Source organism: Pseudomonas sp. B21-051 (assembly GCF_024748795.1).
Classification (GTDB): Bacteria; Pseudomonadota; Gammaproteobacteria; order Pseudomonadales; family Pseudomonadaceae; genus Aquipseudomonas; species Aquipseudomonas putida_A.
The window spans coordinates 3,824,331-3,843,814 of the sequence record NZ_CP087166.1 but is presented as its reverse complement, the minus strand read 5'-3'; the positions used below and the strand labels follow the sequence as shown (position 1 = coordinate 3,843,814).

The window sequence follows — 19,484 nt, the reverse complement described above, 5'->3', positions numbered from 1 at the left end:
GAAAGCGGTGGTTCAGGCACTGACGATGTTGGTTGTGCCGGCGCCATCGCTAGCAGGCTAGCTCCCACAGATTCTTGTGGATGGGCAAAAAATCTGCGCACAACTTGAAATCTTGTGGGAGCTGGCTTGCCAGCGAAGGCGTCAGCAGGGCCTCAAGTCTGGCTGAAAGAATCGGAACCAACTTCGCCCGTTTGGTCCTTCTGAATGTTCGAGCAAGCCTGCGCCACATAGCCGATGGCTCGAAGCAACTCTTCATCGTCGTCATCATTTAGCACTTGTTTCAGATATTCACGAATTGCCGCGACATCAACGAGCAATGACGGCAACTCCAGGCGGGTGAGTTTGTAGCTCAACGTTCTGCTCCCTTGTGTTTTTTCACCAATTTACTTGATCACGCCATTGGGAGCAGTCAGGCCTGGCCTTCAGGGAAGGAGGGCGATTCTTTTTCGGGTGTGGGCAAAGTCCTGTGTTACGCGATCCACTGCAGGAGCGAGCCTGCTCGCGATGGCGGCCAAATGGCCGCCACACTCTAACGATTGATCAAGCCTGCGCCGTCGCACTCACCACCGGCCGCCCAGGTTTGCGCAGGGGTTCCAGGCGTGAGCCTTGATAGCGGGTTTCGCGGTAGAAGCGCCAGCGGCCGAACAGGCCGTAGACGTGGGTGACGCGGCCCTGTTCGTGGTAGCCCATGCGGATGTGCAGTTTCAGCGCCGGGATGTTGTGGGTTTCGCAGACGTCGACGACTTTGTCGCAGCCTTGGGCGGCCATCGCTTCCCACAGCGCGACTTGCACGTCCACCGACAGGCTGGTGCCGAAATACGGCCGGGCCATCTCGCCGCCGAACTCGAAGAACTCGCCCGGTTTGACCGGGAACCAGCAGCCGTAATAGTGGCGGTCGTGGTAGTCGCGAATGCTGCCCCAGATGAATGCCACCGCGTGGCCGTCGGCATCGAGATACATGTGTCCGGTGTGGCCTTCGGCGGCGAGTTCGGCCATGGTCTCGACGCGGTCGCCGAAGTGTTTGGCGAAGGCCCCGGTGTTGAGCTGGGTGATATCGACTTTGCGCAACCCTTCGTACGGGCGCAGCTTGTGCGGTGGCACCGGCGAGACCAGATCGCGCTCCATCCACAGCAGCTCCCAGTGGAAGAACACGTAACGTTTCCACAGGGTGGCGAAGAGACGGCCGAGGCCCTTTTGACGAATGCGTTCGCGCAGTTTTTCGATAACACTCATGTTGCCCTCCGTGGCCGAAGCCCGGTGTGGTGGATGTTGCTTTTGTGGGTATAGATCACACCTGCAACGCCGTTTCGAAGCGCCATCTTCGAAAGTATTGCAAGTTATGTAGGTCGATCGAGTGCCGCGGCACCACGTAGAAAATCCTTGTTCAGATCGGCATAGGAAACCCGTGGAACGCCCGGCAGCCGCTGCTCTAGCACGCGGCTCAGGGATTCTCCGGGATTGAGGTAGGCATCCCCGAAATCGCTCCCGAGCTGATTCGGGTGGGCAACGATTTCCAGCACGCCGTCGGTCGGCGCGGGGGCGTTACGCAGATCTACCGGCGTGCACACATAGTCCGCCGTGGCTCCGGCCAGACTCTGTAAGCGCCAGTTGAGCAAACCTTTGAATATGCGTTTCGGCAGACTGAGGTTCTGCCCCAGGTTGCGCGCCAGACGAATCGGCACGCCTTGCTGAGCGGCAAACCGCGCGACGATTTCGCCGATCGGCCAGATGTTGTGCACGTGCTGATGCGAGTCGATATGGCTCGGCCGCACGCCATGTTCGACGCAGCGCTGCCACTGCGCCTGCAACTCTTCACGCACCGCGTCGCGATCCTCACGTCCGAGCCACAGGCTGTGCCGTGGCAGGCTCAGATCGAACACGCCGAGGCCATCGCAGAAGGTGCGACTGCGCAGGATCGAGCTGCTCAGCGGCCGCCCGTAGGTCAGGTTGAAATGCAACCCGACCCGACCTTGCAGCGAAGCATGTCGGGCCATCGCGCAGGCTGCTTCGAACGCCGGCATGTTGGCCATGGCCGTGGCCGAGCTGATGACCCCGGCCTGAAACGCGGCGAAGATCACCGCGTTTTCGTTCGGGCTCAAACCGAAATCGTCAGCGTTGACTATGACTTGGCGAGGCATGATCGCCCTCCGTGGTGATGACGACAGGTGTGGGCACAGGGGCAGGTTTGGCCGCGCGTCGCGCGCGCCATTGCTGCACCGTCGGTTTCAAGCGCTGCCAGAGGCGCAAGCCAAGCCCCAACAGGATCCCGCTGGGGCGCCAGGAATAGAAACTCCAGCGCCAGTGTTCCAGTTGGCCGGTCATGCGTTCGTGCAGCTGATGGCTGGAATTCTCCAGACTGACCCGCGAGGCATCGATCCAGCGCCAATGCTCGTCCAGCCCCCAGCGAATCCATTCCTCCAGCAGCACCCGGCCGCTGCCTAGATCGGCGTATTGCGGCAGGAACGCGAGGTTGTAATCGTAGAGTCGGCCCTGCTCCAGCAAGCCGAGGCGATAGCTGATGCAACGCCCGTTGAGTTCCAGCGTCACCACCCGCACCAGGCCCTGGCCGGCGAGGGCGGTGAAGGCGCGTTCGATCCATTGCCGACTGCGCTCGCTGGCAAAGATCCCCACGCCTTCGTCACCTTTCCAGCTTACCGCTTCGACTTCGCTGATCGCCCGCAACAGCGGACCCATGCTCAGCGCGTCGGGGCAGATGCGCCGCACCTGGGCGCCACACGCGGCAATCCGTTTGCGCGCCCGCCGCAGCTTGTAGCGCGGGTCGCCGGAGACCTCTTGATGATCGGCGTCGCTGATCAGATGCACCGGCACCCGGCAACTGAGACGGCGTTCGCCAGCAGAACTGTGAGCCATCCATTCGGTCAGGGCGCTTTCCTCACCCGCCGGCTCGGACAATTCGTTGAGCTGCAGCAGCGCGTGCGGCAGCTGTCGGCGGATCAGGCGCAAGGCTTCGCGCATGTCTTCGCCCTTGAGCAATGACAGCAGCGCCAGCCGGTCCGCCAGCGGATAGCCCAAGTGGTGCAGTACACGAAACGGCACGCCGGCAAAGCGCTCACGGCCCGCTACCAGCGGCAGGCACAGGCGCAATTCGTCCGCTTCCCAACCGAGCAGGATGTGCAGGCGCTCACCCGCGCCCAGTGCCTGCTCCGCCGCGCACAACCAGCCCAGGTGGTTGAACGGCGTGTGATCCGTTACCTGCAGACGCAGCGCTTCATAGGCGTCTGCCGGGAAGTCGGCGGCGCACAGTGAAGTGCGCCATTCGAATCGCGCCGTCATGGGCTCAGGCCGCCGTGGCTGTGACAGGTGGACGGGACGGTTTGCGCAGGGCATCCAGGCGCGAACCGCTGTAGCGGGTTTCGCGGTAGAAGCGCCAGCGACCGAACAGGGTGTAGACATTCATGATCCGGCCTTGCTCGGTGTAACCCATGCGCAGGTGCAGTTTCAGCGCCGGGACGTTGTGGAACTCGCAGACGTCCACCACCTTGTCGCAGCCCTGGGCCGCCATGGCTTTCCACAGTTCCAGTTGCAGGTCCACCGAGAGTTCGCTGCCCCAGTAGGCACGGGTCAGCTCGCCACCGAATTCGAAGAACTCGCCGGGTTTCACCGGGAACAGGCAGCCGTAGTAATGCCGGTCGAAGTAGTCCCGTGCGCTGCCCCAGATAAACGCCACGGCGTCGCCCTGATCGTCCAGGTGCATGTGTCCGGTGTGGCCTTCATTGGCCAGCTCGGCCATGGTCCCGACGCGGTCGCCGAAGTAGCGGGCAAAGGCGCTGGCGTTGTCGGCGGTGATCTTCACCACCCGCAGTGGCGGATACGGTTTGAGGCTGTGCGGTGGCACCGGACTGACCAGATCGCGCTCCATCCACAGCAATTCCTGATGAAAAAACACGTAATGCTTCCACGCCTTGGCGAGAGTGGCGCGCAGGCCTTTTTGTTTGATGTGCTGGCTGAGTTTGCTGACGGTACCCATGTTCTGTACTCCGGCGATATCGCAGGGCGAACGACTGTGGCGAGGGAGCTTGCTCCCGCTCGGCTGCGCAGCAGTCGCCAATGGGGGCGCAAGTATCGGGGCCGCTTCGCAGCCCGGCGGGAGCAAGCTCCCTCGCCACAATTTTGTTTTCGCCATGCATTGTCTGAAATTCGGGTTCATGACGCGCTCCAGCTCAGGGCGAACAGGGTTTCCCCTGGCAAGTCGAAGCTGACGCGTCCTTCGCGGCAGGCGAATGGCGCATCGCGGCTGCGATTGTCCGCGCCGAAGTAACGCAACGCACCGTTGTTCAGCGGGCACTTGGCGCCACTCAGGTCAACACGCTGCAAACGCGTGCCCTTGTTCACACCGAGCAGACCTCGCTGCTCGTCGCCGGCCATTGCCAGCACATCGACTTCAAAGCCATCGTTCTCCAGCCTCAGCACTTTGTGCAGCCAATGCTGCGCGATGAACTGCTGGGCCAGACCCACCGGTTTCAGCTCAAAGCGCTCAGCGCCCAAAACCCGGATCATGCCCTTGGGGTACTGCGGCTCGTCGGCGGCCTGAAACCAATTGAGCATCGTCAGCAAGCCGTCCTGCGAGGCGTTGATCACCACCGAGGCCCACCACAGCGAGGCGTAGTGGGTTTCCTGATCGTAGGGGCTGAGGCTGGAGCCGCTGGACATATTGGTCTGGTCCAGCAGCAAGGCCTTGCGCGGTTGACCGTGGGCGTCGAGGCCGACCAGTTCGGCAGCGCGGCGCACGCTGTCGCGGTAGACCCGGGTGGCGAGCAGGTCGCGGATCATCCATTCGTGCCACGCCAGCGCGTCGATCTGTTCGGCGGATTCACCGAGCAGGCGCCGCGCCCAGTCGATGCCGCGCTTGCCTGCCGCGTTGTCGGCGAACGGCCCGTTGACCAGCCGTGAACTGGCCGGCATGGCGATGCGCACCCCGGCCCTGGCATTCGCCGGATCACTGCGCACCTGTTTGGCCATGCTGGCGAAAATCGCCCGGTATTGCTCGAAGCTCGAATAGTTGAGGTTCGGCTCATCGGCAAAACCGATGTAGTGCGTGCCTTTGCCGCCCAAGGCGCGGGTGCCGGCCAGCCATGCATCGAGGCCGCCATTGCTTTGCACGTCGGCGCGCAGATCGGCCTGACGCTGGCTGCCGGCGAGCAGGGTGATGTCCTGACGGATGCCGAAGCGCTCCTGATAAGCCTGGCGGAACGCGTCTTCGAAGTGCGGATTCTTCGCCGTGACATCGACAAAACTGTAGTAACTGGCGGCGGTCGCTTTCAGCGCATCCAGCACCGCGTGACTACTGGCGGGCGGCATCACGTAGGGCAGGGCGATGCCCAGATCCGGCGTGCGGCCGAGGATTTTGTCGTGCAGGGTCAGATGGATCTGGCCGGTCTCTTCGCGCACGGGTTTGAGTTGCTGCGGAGTCTGCGCAAACCGATTGGCCGTGCCGTCGAGCCAGAACGCCGCTTTGCCGCTGCCTTGCAGGCGCAGGCGCCAGACCTGTTCGCGCTCGCTGACCGGCAACGCCAGTTGATCGAACTGCCAATAGGCGCGATAGGGTTTCAGTGTCAGCGTCAGTGGCTTATCGTCGCGGACCCGTTGCGCTTGCAGAGCATTCACTCCGCCATGGAACTTGCCGGCGAGTACCGCGTGTTCCCCCGGCGCGACCTTGAAATACAACTCGTCGCCGTTCTGCGTCTGCGCGCTGAAATGCACCTTGGCCGGCTCGAACAGCGCCACGGTGTGCTCGTCGTGTTCGACCCGGTAATTGCGGAAGCTGTAGCCGGGAATTTCCAGGCGATAACTGGCAGCGCCGGGCAGTAATGGCCAGCTCTGGTTGCCGCGGGTTTCGCTGGCCTTGATCAAGCGCTCGCCCTGCAATTTGCCCTGGCCGTCGAGCAGGTACAGATGCTCTTCGTTGGCGTCGGCCTGCCACGCTGGGGTCCAACGCACGGTCACGGTGTCCGGACGGTCGGTTTGCAGGTACAGGCTGCCGTCGCGGATCTCGCCCCAGCGCATTGACGCGGCAAAGGCGTCCAGCGACAGGCCGAGACCGAGCAGCAGGATCAGGCCTTTCATGCGGCCTTCCGTTGCAGCATCTGCCACATCGGCGCGATGTCGCTGGGCAGGATGATCAGGGTTTGCCAGAACGCCACGCCGCTCAAACGGCAGTACAACACCAGCATCGCCACGGTGACGGCTAGATAGGCGATCGACGAAGCCGCTGCTGCGCCGACGATGCCGTAGGCCGGAATCAACACCAGGTTCAGCGCCAGATTGAGCAGGGCGCCTAGGCCCATCAGCAGCGACACCGTGCCGGGGCGGTTTTTCCCCAGCAGGTCCAGACGCAGGATGCTCGCGTAGCACAGGCCGAGCAGCCCCGGCAGCAAGGCGAGCAGCGCCGGATACGCCGGTTGGTAGGCGATGCCGAACAGGGTGACGATCAGCCAGTTGCCGATTACTGCCATGCACAGGCACGCGCCGAGCATCACCGTGGCGGTCAGGCGCAGGGCCAGCGGAGTGACCTTGTCCATGCCTTCGTCCTGTTGCAACAGGCGTTTCATCAGCGGCGTGGTCACCGCTTCCGGCACGATCAGCAGCAGTTCGGCGGCGGCGCTGGCCATCGCGTAATGACCCAGCGCGGTGCTGCCGAGCAGGGCGCCGATGAACAGGTAGTCCGAGCGCAGAATCACTTGCTGGAACAGCAGGTCCGGATGGCTGCGGGCGCTGTAGCGCAGCAGTTCGTTCTGGCTGGCGCGATCCCATTGCAGTTGCAGTGGTTGCGCCCGTTTCAGCCAGACCCAACCGGCCAGCACCACCAGGCTGATCCCGGCCAGCCAACTGATAAGCGCCGCCTCCAATGCCGCGCTTTTCCACATCCAGAACAGCGCGAGAAACAGCAGCAGTGGCGCCAGTGATTCGGTCAGGCGCAAGGCGTTGAAGGCGACCACGCCGCCGGAGGCGTTGTGCAGGGTCAGCAGGCCACTTTTCAGCACGGTCAGCGGCACCGCCAGCAGCAACAGCCAGGCCAGCAGACCGAGCTGCACGGTGACATCCAGCTCACTGCCGAACTCACGCACCAGCGCTACCACCAGCAGAGTCAGCAGACCCGCGAGCAAGCACCCGAACACCAGCACCTGACTCAGCAGCAGGCCCATCGGCCGTTGTTTGGCGGCTTGATAACCGACGGCCGAATTCAACCCGCCACTGGTGGCGGCGCTGATCAGGTCGGGCAAGGTGCTGAGCAGCGCGAACAACCCGCGCTCACTCGGCCCGAGGATCCGCGCCAGCAACACGTTGCGCAGCAAGCGCAGGGCGATCATCGCCAGCTTGGTGCCCATGCTCAGCGCCAAGTGTTTGAGATAGTGGCTGCGACTCATGGGCGGTTGCCACGAAAGATGCGCCACGACAGTAACTCCGGGTTGCGCGCAGTACGCTGGCTGACGCCGAAACGCGGCAGGTTCAGCGGATCGCCTTCGCCGCGATAGATCCCGGTGCCGGTGCCCAGGGCGAACGGGTAAGCGTGTTCGGCAATCTGCTTGCGCACCCGCTCGTCGTTGTTGCCGTTGGGGTAGCAATACACCGGCAACGGCCGGTTGCAGCCGTTGTTCAAGGCGTCGCGGCTGCGGCTGATTTCTTCGCTCAGGCGCACATCGTCCAGTTCGGTGAGGATCGCGTGGCTGGCGCCATGCGGGCCGAAACGCACCAGCCCCGAAGCCTCCAGCGCGCGCACCTGATGCCAGTCCAGCGCTTGCGGCTGCGCTTCGGGCGGACATTCGTCGGTGAGGCGTTCGAGCATCGCCGGCTCAAGGTTTTTCAGGCCTTGCAGGTAATGCAGCAGCGACAGGCTGCGGCGATCGACGTCGATATCATCCACCAGCACCGGCACCGGGTGGTGGATCATGTGCAGGCATTCGATCAAGTGCATGCGGGCCTTTTCGCCGTGGCTGCCCCACAGGGTTTCGCCAAGGCTTTCCCACCAGAAGCGCTGACGACTGCCGATGAAGTCGGTGGAGAGAAAGATGCTCGCCGGCACCTGGTGTTTTTGCAGCAACGGGAACGCATTGACCGCGTTGTCGCGCCAGCCATCGTCGAAGGTCAGCGCCACCCGTGGGCGTTCGCTGCGCAGTGCGGTGGGCGTGAGGATGTCCATCAGCGGTACGCAATCGAAGTGCCGGCGCAGCCACACCAGCAGGTGTTCAAAGGCTTTCGGCCCGACACACAGCTCATTGCGGTGTGGCAGGTCGGCGGCGCGGTCGTTGGCCAACACCCGGTGCAGCATCAGAATCACCCCGGCGCCGTGCAGCTGGTTTCGTCCCACGGGCGAGTTGAGGTAAAGCCAGCCACTGGTGCGTTTTATTAATTGTTTGATCGCCATGGCTTCGGTCCTCTCAACGGTTTTGTTCAGGGTTCCACTGGGCATATCGGTGGCCGCGCAGGAACTGCCACAGGCCGAGACTCATCCCGGCGAGGGTGACCAGCAGGAACGCGGCCAGACGAAACGGTTTGGGCAAGCGATGTTGCGAGTCCAGCAGTCCGGCCAGCGCAATGGCGTAGCCGAACAGTTGGGCGATCAGGGCCAGTCGATAGAAGCCGTGGTCGTCCCACAGCCAGAAGTTGCTCAGCAGCAGCGGCAGCAGGAGGATCGGTGCCAGGCGCCGGATCAGTTTGTGGCTGATCAGCGCCAGCGAATACAGGCCATGTTTGAGTGGGTTGAGCAGCTCACTGCGCTGGGCGAGGCTTTGCAGGCCACCGACGGTGACGCGTTGACGGCGGCGGAACTGTTTGTCCGCTTCGTCGACACCGTGGTCGATCACTTGCGCCTCGGGCACGTACACAATGCGCTTGAAGGCCACCGGTGCACAGGTGCTGAGAAAGAAGTCGTCGTTGACCTCCGCCGGCACGCTCTGGAACAGCTCGCGGCGCAGGGCGAGCAGGGCGCCGTCGGCCGAGACCATGCAACCGGTGCGGTTCTCCACCCGACGCAGCCAGCCTTCGTAATGCCGGTACAGGCTGTCGCCGACGCTCAAGCCACCGCCGGTCACCGGAATCACCATGTGCCCGGCGCAGGCGCCGACATTCGGGTCACTCAGCGGGGCGAGCAGGTAGCCGAGGGTTTCTCGCGACCATTGGTTATCGGCATCGGTGAACACCAGAATATCGCCAGTCGCCAGCGCCACGCCGGCATTCAGCGTCGCGGCTTTGCCCTGGCGCGGCAGGTCGAGCACGGTGATGCGCGAATCAACCACCTTGTGCGCGCAGGCCACGGTGTCATCAGTGGAGCCGTCGCTGGCGAGAATGATCTGCAGCGTCGCCGGCTGATAATCCTGCGCCAGCAGCGTGCGCAATTTGTGCTCGATGTGCCGCGCCTCGTTGTGCGCGGCGATCACGATGCTGATGTTCAGCGGCGGCGCCGGGCTGTGGCGCCAGGACGGGAAAAGCGGCGCCAGCACGGTCAGCAGCAGCGGGTAGCCAAGGTAGGCGTACACCGGCAGCAACAGACACAGCCAGAAAATGAATTCAGCCACGGGCAGGCCTCCTGGCGTTCCAATGACACAGACTGAGAATGAATGCCGCCCCGGCCAGATGCAGGCGCACCCAGTGCAGGCCCCACAGTTGCAGGGTCAGGCCGATGTCGTGGTGTTTGATGCTCTGCCGCACGCTCAGCACCAGCCCCGGCAGGAGGGTCAACGCGACCATGAACGCGGCGTGATGCGGGAAGCCGTCGAGCAACGCTGAAATCGCCAGAAAATCGAGGATCCACACCGCAATCGACAGCAGCGGAAAGCGCAGCAGGCGCAGGCTGAAACCGTGAGTGCGCAGCAGTTGCAGATGACTGCCTTGACGCCACATTTCCTTGCCCATCCACTCGCGCCAGTTCATTTCGTAGCCCCAGTGCAGGGCGACGTTGTTGTTGATCGAGAGCAATACGGCGCCGTTGTCGCGCAGGCGCAGAGTGAATTCCTTGTCTTCGCCGGTGCGCAGGTGTTCGTTGAAACCACCGACCTTGTCGAACCAGCGCCGGTGCATCAGCAGGTTGGAGCTGGGCAGCCAGTCCACCGGGTGCGAGCTCTGGCTGGACGGGCGCAGCGTGCGCCGCTGCCAGGCAGCGGCGTACCACGGCGCGGCAGCGGGGGTGTGCAGGTCGAGACCGAACACGTCGGCTTGACCCTCGGCTTGCAGTTCGAACAAGGGCTTGAGCCAGTCTTCGGGCATTTCGACGTCGGCATCGATAAACGCGATCCACTCGCCGCTTGCCAGCAGGGCACCGCGATTGCGCAGCGCACCGATCAGCAGGCCCGGCAGCACCAGCACCTGCGCACCGAACTGACGGGCGATGTGCGGGCCGTCGTCGCTCGAACCGTTGTCGACCACAATCAACTCGCAGTCGACATCGGCCGCATGTGCGGCTTTTTGCGCTGCCAGCAGCGTGCGGCCGATGTGCCGGGCCTCGTTGTACATCGGGATGATGATGCTGATCCGGCTCATGCCCGGGCCTCCGTCGATGGCGCTTGCTCGGCCTTGAGGCGCAGCACACTGGTCAGCGCGAGCATGATCCACAGGTATTTCTGGTTCGGTGCGCTGAGGAACATCAGGAACAGGGTCAGCGACAGGAAGCTCACCCCGAGGTGGGTCATCAGGTCCGCCTGCTGCCAGTCGCGTCGCAGCATCCATGCAGCGCGGGCGCGGATCAGGTTGTACAGGCCCAGGCCGAGCATGCCGACAAACAACAGGCCGGCGGGAATCCCCAGTTCACTGAAGATTTCCAGGTAGGTGTTGTGGGCGCGGCGGTACAGGTCGCCGATCTTGCGGTTGGCGGAAAACGCCTTGGCGTAGCCGGTGGTCGCGTAGTGCAGCGGGAAGGTGCCGGGGCCGGAACCGAGCAGCGGGTTCTCGCGGATCATCTGCCCGCCGACCACGATGTACGAGGCGCGGCGGCCGAGGGATTCGTCATCGTGGCCCTTGGCCCCGGCGCTCAATACGCTCAGGGACTGAATGCGCGCAAGGTAACCGGCGGGCATCGCGTAGATCGCCAGCGGAATCACGATGGCCGCGCCGAGCATGGCAAAGCCCAGGTGCCGCGGACGAATGCGGGTCAGTTGCGTGCGGTAGTGCCAGCAGCCGATCAACAGACTCAAGGCCACCACCACCAGCCCGGAGCGCGATTCGGTCTTGGTCATGCCGCCCAGCAGCAACAAACAGCAGGCGCCCCAGAACAAGCGGTGCAGCAGATTCGGCCCGCGAATCACCAACAGTAACGCCAGCGGAATGGCGAAGGCGATCAGCAGGGCGAAGGCGTTGGGGTCTTCCAGCAGCCCGGCGGCGCGCCCCTGATCCTGGAATTTGACCGAAAACATCGCCATGGCGCAGGTGGCGCTGACACTCAGGGTCACCAGGCGGGCGAACAGGTCGAGGTTCAGTTCGCGACCGATCAGCAGGGTGATGACAAACAGGATCAGCCCGACGCTGAGTTCTCGCAGATGCCCCAGCGACATGCCCAGATCATCGGTGTTGAACAGGCTGAGGAAATACAGCACCAGAAACCACAGCAGAAACCGCCAGATATTGCTGCGCAGGCGCTCGGAAGGAATCTGGTGCATGGCCAGTTGCAGCATCAGGATCACCGCCAGCGAGGCGCCGATCAGTTTGCTTCCGGACAGCGCACTGTCCTTGAAGAAACCTTCGAACGGCACCAGCGCGGCAATGCCCAGCAGCCCCCAGGTCGGCTTGCGGTACAACACCGTAAAACCCACCAGGCCAATGACCGCGCCGGGTGCGAGAAACGGATAAGGGCTGGCGAGCAGTCCGATGCATACCAGACCGAGCAGGGTGACGATCGAGAGCGGGAAAATCATGCGCGTGCCTCCCGTGCCGTGCGGATGTACAGCTGCGACCAGCGTTCGGCCAAAGCCTTGAGGTCGTAGCGATCCTGTTGCGTGCGCTTTGCGTTGTCGCACAAATGCCGGGCCAGCTTCGGCTCGCTCAGCAGGTTGTCGAGCTGACGGGCGAGGTCGGCGCTGTCGGCGGGTGTCGCCAGCAGACCGTTATGCCGGTGCTCGAGCACGTCGGGTATGCCGCCGACGGCGAACGCCACCACCGGCACGCCGCTCTGCATCGCTTCGAGCAGAATCATCGGCGTGCCCTCGGTGCGCGAGCTGATCACCAGCGCATCCAGGCGCTGCCACCACGGCTGCATGGCGGTCTGGTAGCCGGGCAGACGAATCCGTTGCTGCAAACCTGCGGCGTCGATCCGCGCCTGCAGCGCCTCGCGTTCCGGGCCGTCGCCGAGCATCACCGCGTCCAGTTGCGGATGTTGGTGACACAGCGGAATCAGCGCATCGAGAAACAGGTCCGGGCCTTTCTCGCTGCTCAGGCGCCCGACGTAACCGGCGAGCCAGCGCTGGCGGTCAACGGTGCTGACCAGCGCGTCGGCGGCGGGCAATCCGTTGGGGATCACCTGGAGTTTGTCCGCTTGCACGCTGGCCTGACGATGCAGCACGGCGATGCTCTCGGCCACACACACCACCCGATCCACCGACGCGGTGCGGCACAACTGCAGGCTCAGCCAGGTGTAGAACTTCTGCTTGCGGCTGCGCGGGGTGAAGCCGTGTTGGGTAATGACCAGCGGCAAACGCAACAGCGTCGCCGCGACCCAACCGAACAACAGCCCTTTGAAGTTGTGGGTGTTGATCAGCGGCCGTTCGCTGCGCCGGGCCCGCAGGTGACGCAACAGCTCACCCAGCCCGGTGCAACCACGACAGTCCACCCCGGCCTCGCGAAAGCGCGCGATCAACGCCGGTGGCGCATCGAGGAACAGCACCTGGTGCTGCCCCGGTGTCGCCAGGCAGTGATCGAGCAACATGCGCTCGGCCCCATAGAAGCCGCCGCTGCTGAGCAAATGAATGATCGGCAGCGCGGCGTTCGGGGTGGACAGCGTGTTCAATTGCGCACCCAGTGCACGAAGCTTGGCACGGTCCAGTTCTTGTGCGGATTGCTCGGCAGCACGTTTTCGTCGTTGATCACCAGCAACACCGGCAGGCCCAGTTCGTGGGTGATTTGCGCAGGGTGTTTGAAACGGTGATCGAAGAACTCACGCACATAGACCAGGGCAATCGCCAGCAGCAGACCGGTGAACAGCCCGAACGGAATGATCAGCAGCGGTTTGGGGAACGCCGGCTCGGTCGGCTCGAACGGCGGGCTGAGCACCTTGGCGTTCGACAGGTCGTCGTTGAGCGAACCGGCGGTACTGCTTTCGGCAAAGCGTTGCGCGTAGGTCGAGAACGCCGTGTGCAGCGCGTCGATTTCCGTGTCCATCTGCCGCAGCTTGCTCTGGGTCTGCTGCAAGGTGTGGATGCGGTTCTTGAACTCGGCGATGCGCGCGGTTTTCTGATTGATCACCTGTTGCACCACGGCCAGGTCGTTGGTGCGTTCCTGAATGCGGTTGCTCACCACTTTGAGGAACTGCTGACGGGTGCGGGCGATCTGCTCGCGGGTCAGCAGCATCGGCTCGCTGCCGGGCTGGAACACCGCGAGATCATTCATGTAGCGGCTGACCTGGGTGGTCAGTTGCTCGCCTAACTGTTTGATTTCCCGATCCTCGAACGCCACGTTATCGACGGTGGTGGTGAAGGTGAAGGGGAAGGTGTAGTCGTTGAGCTTGTTGCTGCTGGCGGCCGTCAGCGCGGTTTTCAGGTATTCGAGCCAGCGCTGGCTCTGTAGCAGACGATCCTGGTACAGGTTCAGGGCTTGCTCTTCAGTGTTGATCGCGTTCAGGCGGAAGGTGATTTCTTCCTTCGGATCGGACGATGCAACACTTTCCAGCAGCGCTTGCCGATTACCTTCCAGCCCGTCGAGACGCACCTGATACAGATGTTTCTTGGTTTCGTAGAAGGATTGCGGCAGGTCGATCGATTGCAGCGCCTGACGGCTGCCCAGATAGTTTTGCAGCAGGGTGGCGACGAACGTCGTGCCCTGATGCGGATCGGGGAAGCTGTAGACGATCGAGATCACGTTGGAGCCGGGCAGGGTCTCGATCTTCAGGCTGTTGATCGCATCTTGCGTCAGACCGTCGAGCACGGTGTCACGCACCGGATCGGTTTGCAGCCCGAGCATGTTGCGCAGCGGGTTGATCAGGTACTGCCGCAGCGGCGACGTGACATAGCGGCGGAACGGTTCGCTCACCAGTTTGGCGAACACGCCCACCGGCGGGTTGTACTCGCCCTTGTCGCGCAGCTCGCTGATGGTCTGGCGGATCAGCGCCGGGGACCGCAGGATGTTGCTTTCGGTTTCCATGTCCGCCAGCGACGGCGGAATGAAGGTGGCGTTATCGACCGTCAGTGACGTGGTGGCGTCACCCTGGGAGAGTTTTTTCGACTGCACGATCACCTGAGCGGTGATATCGAAGCTCTGTTTGAGCACCAGCGGCAGCAGCAACGCGATGACTGCAAAGATCAGGAAGACCCGTTTCACCAATTGCTTGTTGGCGAAGAAGATCCTGAAGAACTCATGCAGGTAGTTTTCCTTTGGATTCATGATCGGTCACCTGAGAGTCAGTTGTTGTTACTGCCTTTGTTGTCGACGCGGTAGCCGAAGCTGAAGCCCACGCCCTGGAACAGCACCACGTCAGCCAGTTGCCGGGCCAGATCGCCGGCACTCGCCAGTTTGGTTTTCGGCACGAACAGCATGTCGTCCGGTTGCAGGTACGCGATCTGCGACGCATCGCCCGACAGGGCTTTTTCCACGTCGTAGTGCACGGCCTGCACCTGGTTGCCGTTGCGCCGCATGATCACCACCGAGTCCAGCCGCGCCTTGACGTTGGTGCCGCGCGCCAGGGTCAGCGCTTCAAGCACCGAGACCGGACGGCGGATCGGGTAGGAACCCGGTTGGCCGACTTCGCCGAGTACGTAGATCTCATTGCCGGCGGTGGACTTGAGCATCACATCGACGCTCATCCGCCCCGGCAATTGCGCGTATTTCTGGTTGAGGAAGGTTTCCAGTTGATTGATGGTCATGCCTTGCAGCGGCACTGCGCCGATTTCCGGAAAGCTTGCATAACCGTCATTGCCCACGGTGATCTCGCGGCTCATGCCGGTGGCCGGGTGATTCAGCGCGCTTTTCAGGTTTTGCTCATTGGTCAGCGGGCTGATGACCTGCACCGTCAGCTGATTACGGTTGGGCTGAAACAGTTGTTTGCGCTGGTAGGCACGCTGGATTTCATCGCGCGCCTCGTCAGCAGTCAGGCCGGCGATTTTCACCGAGGTGTTGGCGCCTGGCAGATTGATGGTGCCGTCAGGCAGCACCAACTGGTTGCCGTTGAGCTGGCTGGCGGCGGTGAAGTTCAGGCCGATCTGGTCACCCGACTGCACGCGGTAGGCGTCCGAACCGCTGGTGCTGATGTGGAAGATCACATCCAGCACGTCCTGCGGGCGCAGGGTCTGTTCGACCTTGGGCATATCGGTGGCCTGGGCGTTGGCCGGGGTGGCGGTGAGAATGTTCACCGGCATGTTCTGGGTTTCGGAGTTGCTGGAGCAGCCTGCAAGCGGCAGCATCAGCAGAACAAGTATCTTGGCGTTCATGGCGTCATCCTTCGCGTTTGCTTACAGGTTTTTGTAGAGCCACTTGGGCATGTAGTACTTGCGCCGGTTGAACACGCTGCCGACCACCTTCGCGCCGGCCTGGGTCAGGCGTTGCACGGCGGCCTGGGCGACTTCCCAGCGGGTGTCCTCGGCACGTACCACGAACACCACGCCATCGACCTGAGTGGCGAGCACCAGCGTGTCGGCGGCGGAATACACCGCGTCGCCGTCGATCACCACGAAGCGGTACTGAGTGCCCAGGCGGTCGAGCAGCGGGCTCAGGCGCTCGGCGGTCAGGTGTTCCAGGGTGCGGATCGGCCGGCCATTGGGCAGCACATGAAAAGGCAGGCTCGAGACCTGCACCACGCAGTCCTGCAACAGCGGCGGGTTGTCCGGGTTGAACAGCAGGTCGCGCAGGCCGCGCTCCTTGCCCAGGTTCAATTGCTGCGTGAGGTTGCCTGCCGACTGGCTGGCATCGACCAGCAACACCTGGCCGCTGCTCATCTGCGCCAGTTGGCTGGCCAGTGCCAGCGCGCTGGTGGTGGTGCCCGCGCCGGGGTTGGCGGCGGTCAGGAACAGGATCCGCAGATCCAGGTCCAGCACGGTCGAAATCAGGTTCGATTCGCTGGGGTTGGCAATGCTCAGGCTTTTGTTGGTTGAACCGTCCATTAGCTTGCTCCGTGGCCGCTGAATACTTTGAAGGGGGTTTTCAACAAGATCTTCAGATCAAGCAAAAGGCTTTGCTCGGCGATATAGCTGAGGTCCAACTCAACGCGCTGGTCGAAGTCGATGTTGCTGCGCCCGGAGATCTGCCACAGGCCGGTCATGCCGGGGTAGATGCTCAGGCGCGCGAGGTGGCTGTCCTTGTAGCGGTAGGCGTTGAACGAAGTCGGCCGCGGGCCGACCAGGCGCATGTCACCGCTGACCACGTTGAACAGGTTGGGCAGTTCGTCGAGGCTGGTACGCCGCAGGAAACCGCCGATGCCGGTGATGCGTGGGTCCTTGTCGATCTTGAAATCGATGGCGTCGACCCCGTGTTTGTTGAGGTGACGCAGCGATTCCTTGAGTTCTTCGGCGTTGCAGACCATGGTGCGGAACTTGTACATGCCGAAGGTGCGGCCGCGATAACCGGTGCGTTTCTGCACGAACATCACCGGTCCCGGGCTGGTGGATTTGATGGCCAGCGCCAGGCCCAGCAGCAGCGGCGAAAACACCACCAGAATCAGCAGCGCACCGAAGCAGGCCAATACCCGGTTGGTGCGTGACAACGTCCATGGCCGGCCACCGTCGCGGCCGGTCAGCCAGCCCCGGCCCTGCCGGTGGATGGCGCTATCGAGGCGCATTCGGTGCTCGGGATCCATGCGCTTGTCGCGGCGCATCTGATTGATCGGTACACCTTGTTCATGTCCAGTCATGGGGTCCTCCGCTGATGTTCAGCCGCGAGCGGCGCGTGGGCGATAGGCAGTGGGGTAGTAGTCGCGAAACCAGGCGATGAAACGCCCCAGTCCTTCATCCAGCTCGATCCGGGGCTGGAACCCGGTGGCCTGGGCCAGATCATCGGTCTCGGCACAGGTGTTGAGCACATCGCCCGGTTGCAGGGGCAAGAGCTCGACAATGGCTTTCTGGCCGAGGTGTTTTTCCATCAGCGCCAGATAGGTTTTCAGCTCCACCGGGTGGTGGCCGCCGATGTTGAACAGGCACCACGGCGCCATGCTGCTGCCCGCGTCGGGATGTTCACGATCCCACTCCGGGTGGTTGTGCGGCGGATGGTCGGTGAGGCGCGCGATGCTTTCGACGATGTCATCGATGTAGGTGAAGTCGCGCTGGTGCTCGCCGTAGTTGAACAGCTTCAGCGGCGTGCCTTCGGTGATCGCCCGAGCGAACTGGATCGGCGACATGTCTGGCCGGCCCCATGGCCCGTAAACGGTGAAAAAGCGCAGGCCGGTGCTGGGAATGCCGAACAGGTGGCTATAACTGTGGGCCATCAGCTCGTTGGCTTTTTTGGTCGCGGCGTACAGCGACAGCGGATGATTCACCCCGTCATGCACCGAATACGGCGTGTGCTGGTTGGCGCCATACACCGAGCTCGACGAGGCGTAGATCAGATGCTCGACCGGATGATGCCGGCAGCCTTCGAGAATGTTCAGGAAACCGCAGAGGTTACTGTCGAGGTAGGCCTTCGGGTTTTCCAGCGAATAGCGCACCCCGGCCTGCGCCGCGAGGTGGATCACCACCTGCGGTTGCTCGCGGACAAACAGCGCCTCAATCGCCGCGGCATCGGCCAGATCAATGCGCGCCAGCGGGAAATGCCCGACCTGATCGCGCACCCATTGCACCCGATCGTGTTTCAGCTGCGGGTCGTAATAGCCGTTGAAGTTATCCAGGCCGACCACCGCATGCCCGTCGCGCATCAGCCGCAACACGCAATGGGCGCCAATGAAGCCGGCTGCGCCGGTGACCAGGATTTTCATGGGCGCAGTCCTTCCGGAGCGATGTGGCGCAGGCCGATGCCGCTGTAATGCAGACCGGCGGCGGCCACGTGTTCCGGGTTGTAGAGGTTGCGACCGTCGACAATCACCTTCGAGCGCAGCTTGCTCGCCAGCAGCTCGAAATCCACTACGCGAAAGTTCTTCCACTCGGTGCAGATCACCAGCGCATCGGCATCTTCCAGGGTGTCGTCGCGGGTGGCGCACAGGTGCAGGTCGTTGCGATAGCCGTACAGGCGCCGGCATTCGGACATGGCTTCCGGATCGTAGGCCTGCACGCTGGCGCCTTCGGCCCACAGCGCGTCCATCAGGTAGCGGCTGGGGGCTTCGCGCATGTCATCGGTATTGGGTTTGAACGCCAGCCCCCAGACCGCGATCGACTTGCCGGCCAGACCTTGCGGAAACTGCGCCTTGAGTTTGCCGAAGAGGATGTGCCGCTGGCTGTCGTTGACGTCAGTGACGCTGCGCAGCAGCTTCAGCGGCATGCCGTTGTGTTCGGCGGTGTGCAGCAGAGCGCGCAGATCCTTGGGGAAGCACGAACCGCCGAAGCCGCAACCGGGATAGATAAAGTGGTAGCCGATGCGCGGATCGGAGCCGATGCCTTTGCGCACCGCTTCGATGTCAGCGCCGAGCAGTTCGGTGAGGTTGGCCAGTTCGTTCATGAAGCTGATACGCGTGGCGAGCATCGCGTTGGCCGCGTACTTGGTCAGTTCGGCGCTGCGGTTGTCCATGAACATCAGTTTTTCGTGGTTGCGGCAGAACGGTGCGTACAGCTCGCTCATCTGCTCGCGGGCCGCGTCATCGCGGGTGCCGACGATGATCCGGTCCGGGCGCATGCAATCGGCGAGGGCGCTGCCTTCCTTGAGGAATTCGGGGTTGGACACCACGCGAACCTTGAGGCTGCTGCGGCCACGGCGCTGCAACTCTTCGTTGGCCTTGGCGGCCACCTGGTCTGCCGTGCCGACCGGCACCGTGGACTTGATGATCAGGGTGCGATCGGCCTCCATGTGCGAGGCAATCTCCCGGGCGACATTAAGCACGTGGGTGAGGTCGGCGGAACCGTCCTCATCGGCCGGCGTGCCCACGGCGATGAAAATCAGCTCGGCATGCTCCACCGCGTCGCTGGCCTGGGTGCTAAACAGCAGACGCCCGGCCTTGATGTTTTCTTCAAGGGTGCTGGAAAGACCTGGCTCACTAATAGGTGGCACAGCTTGTTGCAGTTGCTTGATCTTGTTGGGGTCAATATCGACACATAAAACCCGATGCCCTACATCTGCAAGTGCGGCGGCTTGAATTAATCCGACATAGCCGGTGCCAAATACGCTCACGTCCATCTGCGCACCCTCGATAGAGCGAAAAGAAGAAGTTCGGAAGAAGACTGTAAAAGGGGTATAGCGCAGGGTTTGGAAAGCGTGTC

At 62.9% G+C, this 19,484-nt stretch carries 19 protein-coding genes; all 19 read right to left on the bottom strand.

Annotated elements, in window-relative coordinates:
• Positions 1-152 precede the first annotated feature (152 nt).
• Positions 153-353 (bottom strand): transcriptional regulator, encoded by a 201-nt coding sequence (locus LOY52_RS17080; RefSeq protein WP_258675180.1) that lies wholly within the window; start codon positions 351-353, stop codon positions 153-155.
• A gap of 187 nt (positions 354-540) precedes the next feature.
• Positions 541-1,233: a GNAT family N-acetyltransferase gene (locus tag LOY52_RS17075; RefSeq protein ID WP_258675179.1), complete on the bottom strand. Its 693-nt coding sequence runs from the start codon at positions 1,231-1,233 to the stop codon at positions 541-543.
• A gap of 104 nt (positions 1,234-1,337) precedes the next feature.
• Complete coding sequence (locus LOY52_RS17070; protein WP_258675178.1) at positions 1,338-2,138, bottom strand: carbohydrate deacetylase; 801 nt, start codon at positions 2,136-2,138, stop codon at positions 1,338-1,340.
• Positions 2,110-3,294 (bottom strand): GNAT family N-acetyltransferase, encoded by a 1,185-nt coding sequence (locus tag LOY52_RS17065; protein WP_258675176.1) that lies wholly within the window; start codon positions 3,292-3,294, stop codon positions 2,110-2,112. Before LOY52_RS17065 ends, LOY52_RS17070 begins: the two co-directional genes overlap by 29 nt.
• Before the next feature lie 4 nt (positions 3,295-3,298).
• A complete protein-coding gene (locus LOY52_RS17060) occupies positions 3,299-3,988 on the bottom strand; it encodes a GNAT family N-acetyltransferase (RefSeq protein ID WP_258675175.1) in 690 nt (229 codons plus the stop codon).
• A 176-nt stretch (positions 3,989-4,164) separates the two neighbouring features.
• Positions 4,165-6,084, bottom strand: coding sequence for a hypothetical protein (locus LOY52_RS17055; protein WP_258675174.1), 1,920 nt, complete (start codon positions 6,082-6,084; stop codon positions 4,165-4,167).
• Entirely contained in the window at positions 6,081-7,385 is a 1,305-nt protein-coding gene (locus LOY52_RS17050; protein WP_258675173.1) for a lipopolysaccharide biosynthesis protein, read from the bottom strand. The genes LOY52_RS17055 and LOY52_RS17050 overlap by 4 nt, the downstream gene beginning before the upstream one ends.
• Entirely contained in the window at positions 7,382-8,383 is a 1,002-nt protein-coding gene (locus LOY52_RS17045; RefSeq protein WP_258675171.1) for a polysaccharide deacetylase family protein, read from the bottom strand. The genes LOY52_RS17050 and LOY52_RS17045 overlap by 4 nt, the downstream gene beginning before the upstream one ends.
• Positions 8,384-8,396: 13 nt before the next feature.
• Positions 8,397-9,533 carry a glycosyltransferase family 2 protein gene (locus LOY52_RS17040; protein ID WP_258675169.1) on the bottom strand — a complete coding sequence of 379 codons (1,137 nt, stop codon included), beginning with the start codon at positions 9,531-9,533 and terminating at the stop codon, positions 8,397-8,399.
• Positions 9,526-10,494 (bottom strand): glycosyltransferase, encoded by a 969-nt coding sequence (locus tag LOY52_RS17035; RefSeq protein WP_258675168.1) that lies wholly within the window; start codon positions 10,492-10,494, stop codon positions 9,526-9,528. Before LOY52_RS17035 ends, LOY52_RS17040 begins: the two co-directional genes overlap by 8 nt.
• The gene (locus LOY52_RS17030) at positions 10,491-11,861 is read right to left on the bottom strand and encodes an O-antigen ligase (protein WP_258675166.1); all 1,371 of its coding nucleotides are present in this window, start codon (positions 11,859-11,861) and stop codon (positions 10,491-10,493) included. The genes LOY52_RS17035 and LOY52_RS17030 overlap by 4 nt, the downstream gene beginning before the upstream one ends.
• Complete coding sequence (locus tag LOY52_RS17025) at positions 11,858-12,949, bottom strand: glycosyltransferase family 4 protein (RefSeq protein ID WP_258675164.1); 1,092 nt, start codon at positions 12,947-12,949, stop codon at positions 11,858-11,860. The genes LOY52_RS17030 and LOY52_RS17025 overlap by 4 nt, the downstream gene beginning before the upstream one ends.
• A complete protein-coding gene (locus tag LOY52_RS17020) occupies positions 12,946-14,538 on the bottom strand; it encodes a Wzz/FepE/Etk N-terminal domain-containing protein (protein ID WP_097088755.1) in 1,593 nt (530 codons plus the stop codon). Before LOY52_RS17020 ends, LOY52_RS17025 begins: the two co-directional genes overlap by 4 nt.
• 17 nt (positions 14,539-14,555) lie before the next feature.
• On the bottom strand, positions 14,556-15,581 hold the full coding sequence (locus LOY52_RS17015) for a polysaccharide biosynthesis/export family protein (protein WP_258675161.1): 1,026 nt from the start codon (positions 15,579-15,581) through the stop codon (positions 14,556-14,558).
• A gap of 21 nt (positions 15,582-15,602) precedes the next feature.
• Positions 15,603-16,250, bottom strand: coding sequence for a CpsD/CapB family tyrosine-protein kinase (locus LOY52_RS17010; protein ID WP_007961335.1), 648 nt, complete (start codon positions 16,248-16,250; stop codon positions 15,603-15,605).
• Positions 16,250-16,924: a sugar transferase gene (locus LOY52_RS17005; protein WP_408980404.1), complete on the bottom strand. Its 675-nt coding sequence runs from the start codon at positions 16,922-16,924 to the stop codon at positions 16,250-16,252. Before LOY52_RS17005 ends, LOY52_RS17010 begins: the two co-directional genes overlap by 1 nt.
• Positions 16,879-16,986, bottom strand: a complete 108-nt coding sequence (locus LOY52_RS27465) for an ESPR-type extended signal peptide-containing protein (protein WP_223849599.1) — start codon at positions 16,984-16,986, stop codon at positions 16,879-16,881. Before LOY52_RS27465 ends, LOY52_RS17005 begins: the two co-directional genes overlap by 46 nt.
• A gap of 28 nt (positions 16,987-17,014) precedes the next feature.
• Positions 17,015-18,052 (bottom strand): NAD-dependent epimerase, encoded by a 1,038-nt coding sequence (locus LOY52_RS17000; RefSeq protein WP_083368658.1) that lies wholly within the window; start codon positions 18,050-18,052, stop codon positions 17,015-17,017.
• Positions 18,049-19,401 (bottom strand): UDP-glucose/GDP-mannose dehydrogenase family protein, encoded by a 1,353-nt coding sequence (locus LOY52_RS16995; RefSeq protein WP_258675158.1) that lies wholly within the window; start codon positions 19,399-19,401, stop codon positions 18,049-18,051. Before LOY52_RS16995 ends, LOY52_RS17000 begins: the two co-directional genes overlap by 4 nt.
• Between the last annotated feature and the right edge of the window lie 83 nt (positions 19,402-19,484).

What these genes read in the sequence shown, in the direction of transcription:
- LOY52_RS17075 (WP_258675179.1), bottom strand. Translation starts at nt 1,233, where the DNA reads ATGAGTGTTATCGAAAAACTGCGCGAACGCATTCGTCAAAAGGGCCTC.
- LOY52_RS17070 (WP_258675178.1), bottom strand. Translation starts at nt 2,138, where the DNA reads ATGCCTCGCCAAGTCATAGTCAACGCTGACGATTTCGGTTTGAGCCCG.
- LOY52_RS17065 (WP_258675176.1), bottom strand. Translation starts at nt 3,294, where the DNA reads ATGACGGCGCGATTCGAATGGCGCACTTCACTGTGCGCCGCCGACTTC.
- LOY52_RS17060 (WP_258675175.1), bottom strand. Translation starts at nt 3,988, where the DNA reads ATGGGTACCGTCAGCAAACTCAGCCAGCACATCAAACAAAAAGGCCTG.
- LOY52_RS17055 (WP_258675174.1), bottom strand. Translation starts at nt 6,084, where the DNA reads ATGAAAGGCCTGATCCTGCTGCTCGGTCTCGGCCTGTCGCTGGACGCC.
- LOY52_RS17050 (WP_258675173.1), bottom strand. Translation starts at nt 7,385, where the DNA reads ATGAGTCGCAGCCACTATCTCAAACACTTGGCGCTGAGCATGGGCACC.
- LOY52_RS17045 (WP_258675171.1), bottom strand. Translation starts at nt 8,383, where the DNA reads ATGGCGATCAAACAATTAATAAAACGCACCAGTGGCTGGCTTTACCTC.
- LOY52_RS17035 (WP_258675168.1), bottom strand. Translation starts at nt 10,494, where the DNA reads ATGAGCCGGATCAGCATCATCATCCCGATGTACAACGAGGCCCGGCAC.
- LOY52_RS17030 (WP_258675166.1), bottom strand. Translation starts at nt 11,861, where the DNA reads ATGATTTTCCCGCTCTCGATCGTCACCCTGCTCGGTCTGGTATGCATC.
- LOY52_RS17020 (WP_097088755.1), bottom strand. Translation starts at nt 14,538, where the DNA reads ATGAATCCAAAGGAAAACTACCTGCATGAGTTCTTCAGGATCTTCTTC.
- LOY52_RS17015 (WP_258675161.1), bottom strand. Translation starts at nt 15,581, where the DNA reads ATGAACGCCAAGATACTTGTTCTGCTGATGCTGCCGCTTGCAGGCTGC.
- LOY52_RS17010 (WP_007961335.1), bottom strand. Translation starts at nt 16,250, where the DNA reads ATGGACGGTTCAACCAACAAAAGCCTGAGCATTGCCAACCCCAGCGAA.
- LOY52_RS17005 (WP_408980404.1), bottom strand. Translation starts at nt 16,924, where the DNA reads ATGCGCCTCGATAGCGCCATCCACCGGCAGGGCCGGGGCTGGCTGACC.
- LOY52_RS27465 (WP_223849599.1), bottom strand. Translation starts at nt 16,986, where the DNA reads ATGAACAAGGTGTACCGATCAATCAGATGCGCCGCGACAAGCGCATGG.
- LOY52_RS17000 (WP_083368658.1), bottom strand. Translation starts at nt 18,052, where the DNA reads ATGAAAATCCTGGTCACCGGCGCAGCCGGCTTCATTGGCGCCCATTGC.
- LOY52_RS16995 (WP_258675158.1), bottom strand. Translation starts at nt 19,401, where the DNA reads ATGGACGTGAGCGTATTTGGCACCGGCTATGTCGGATTAATTCAAGCC.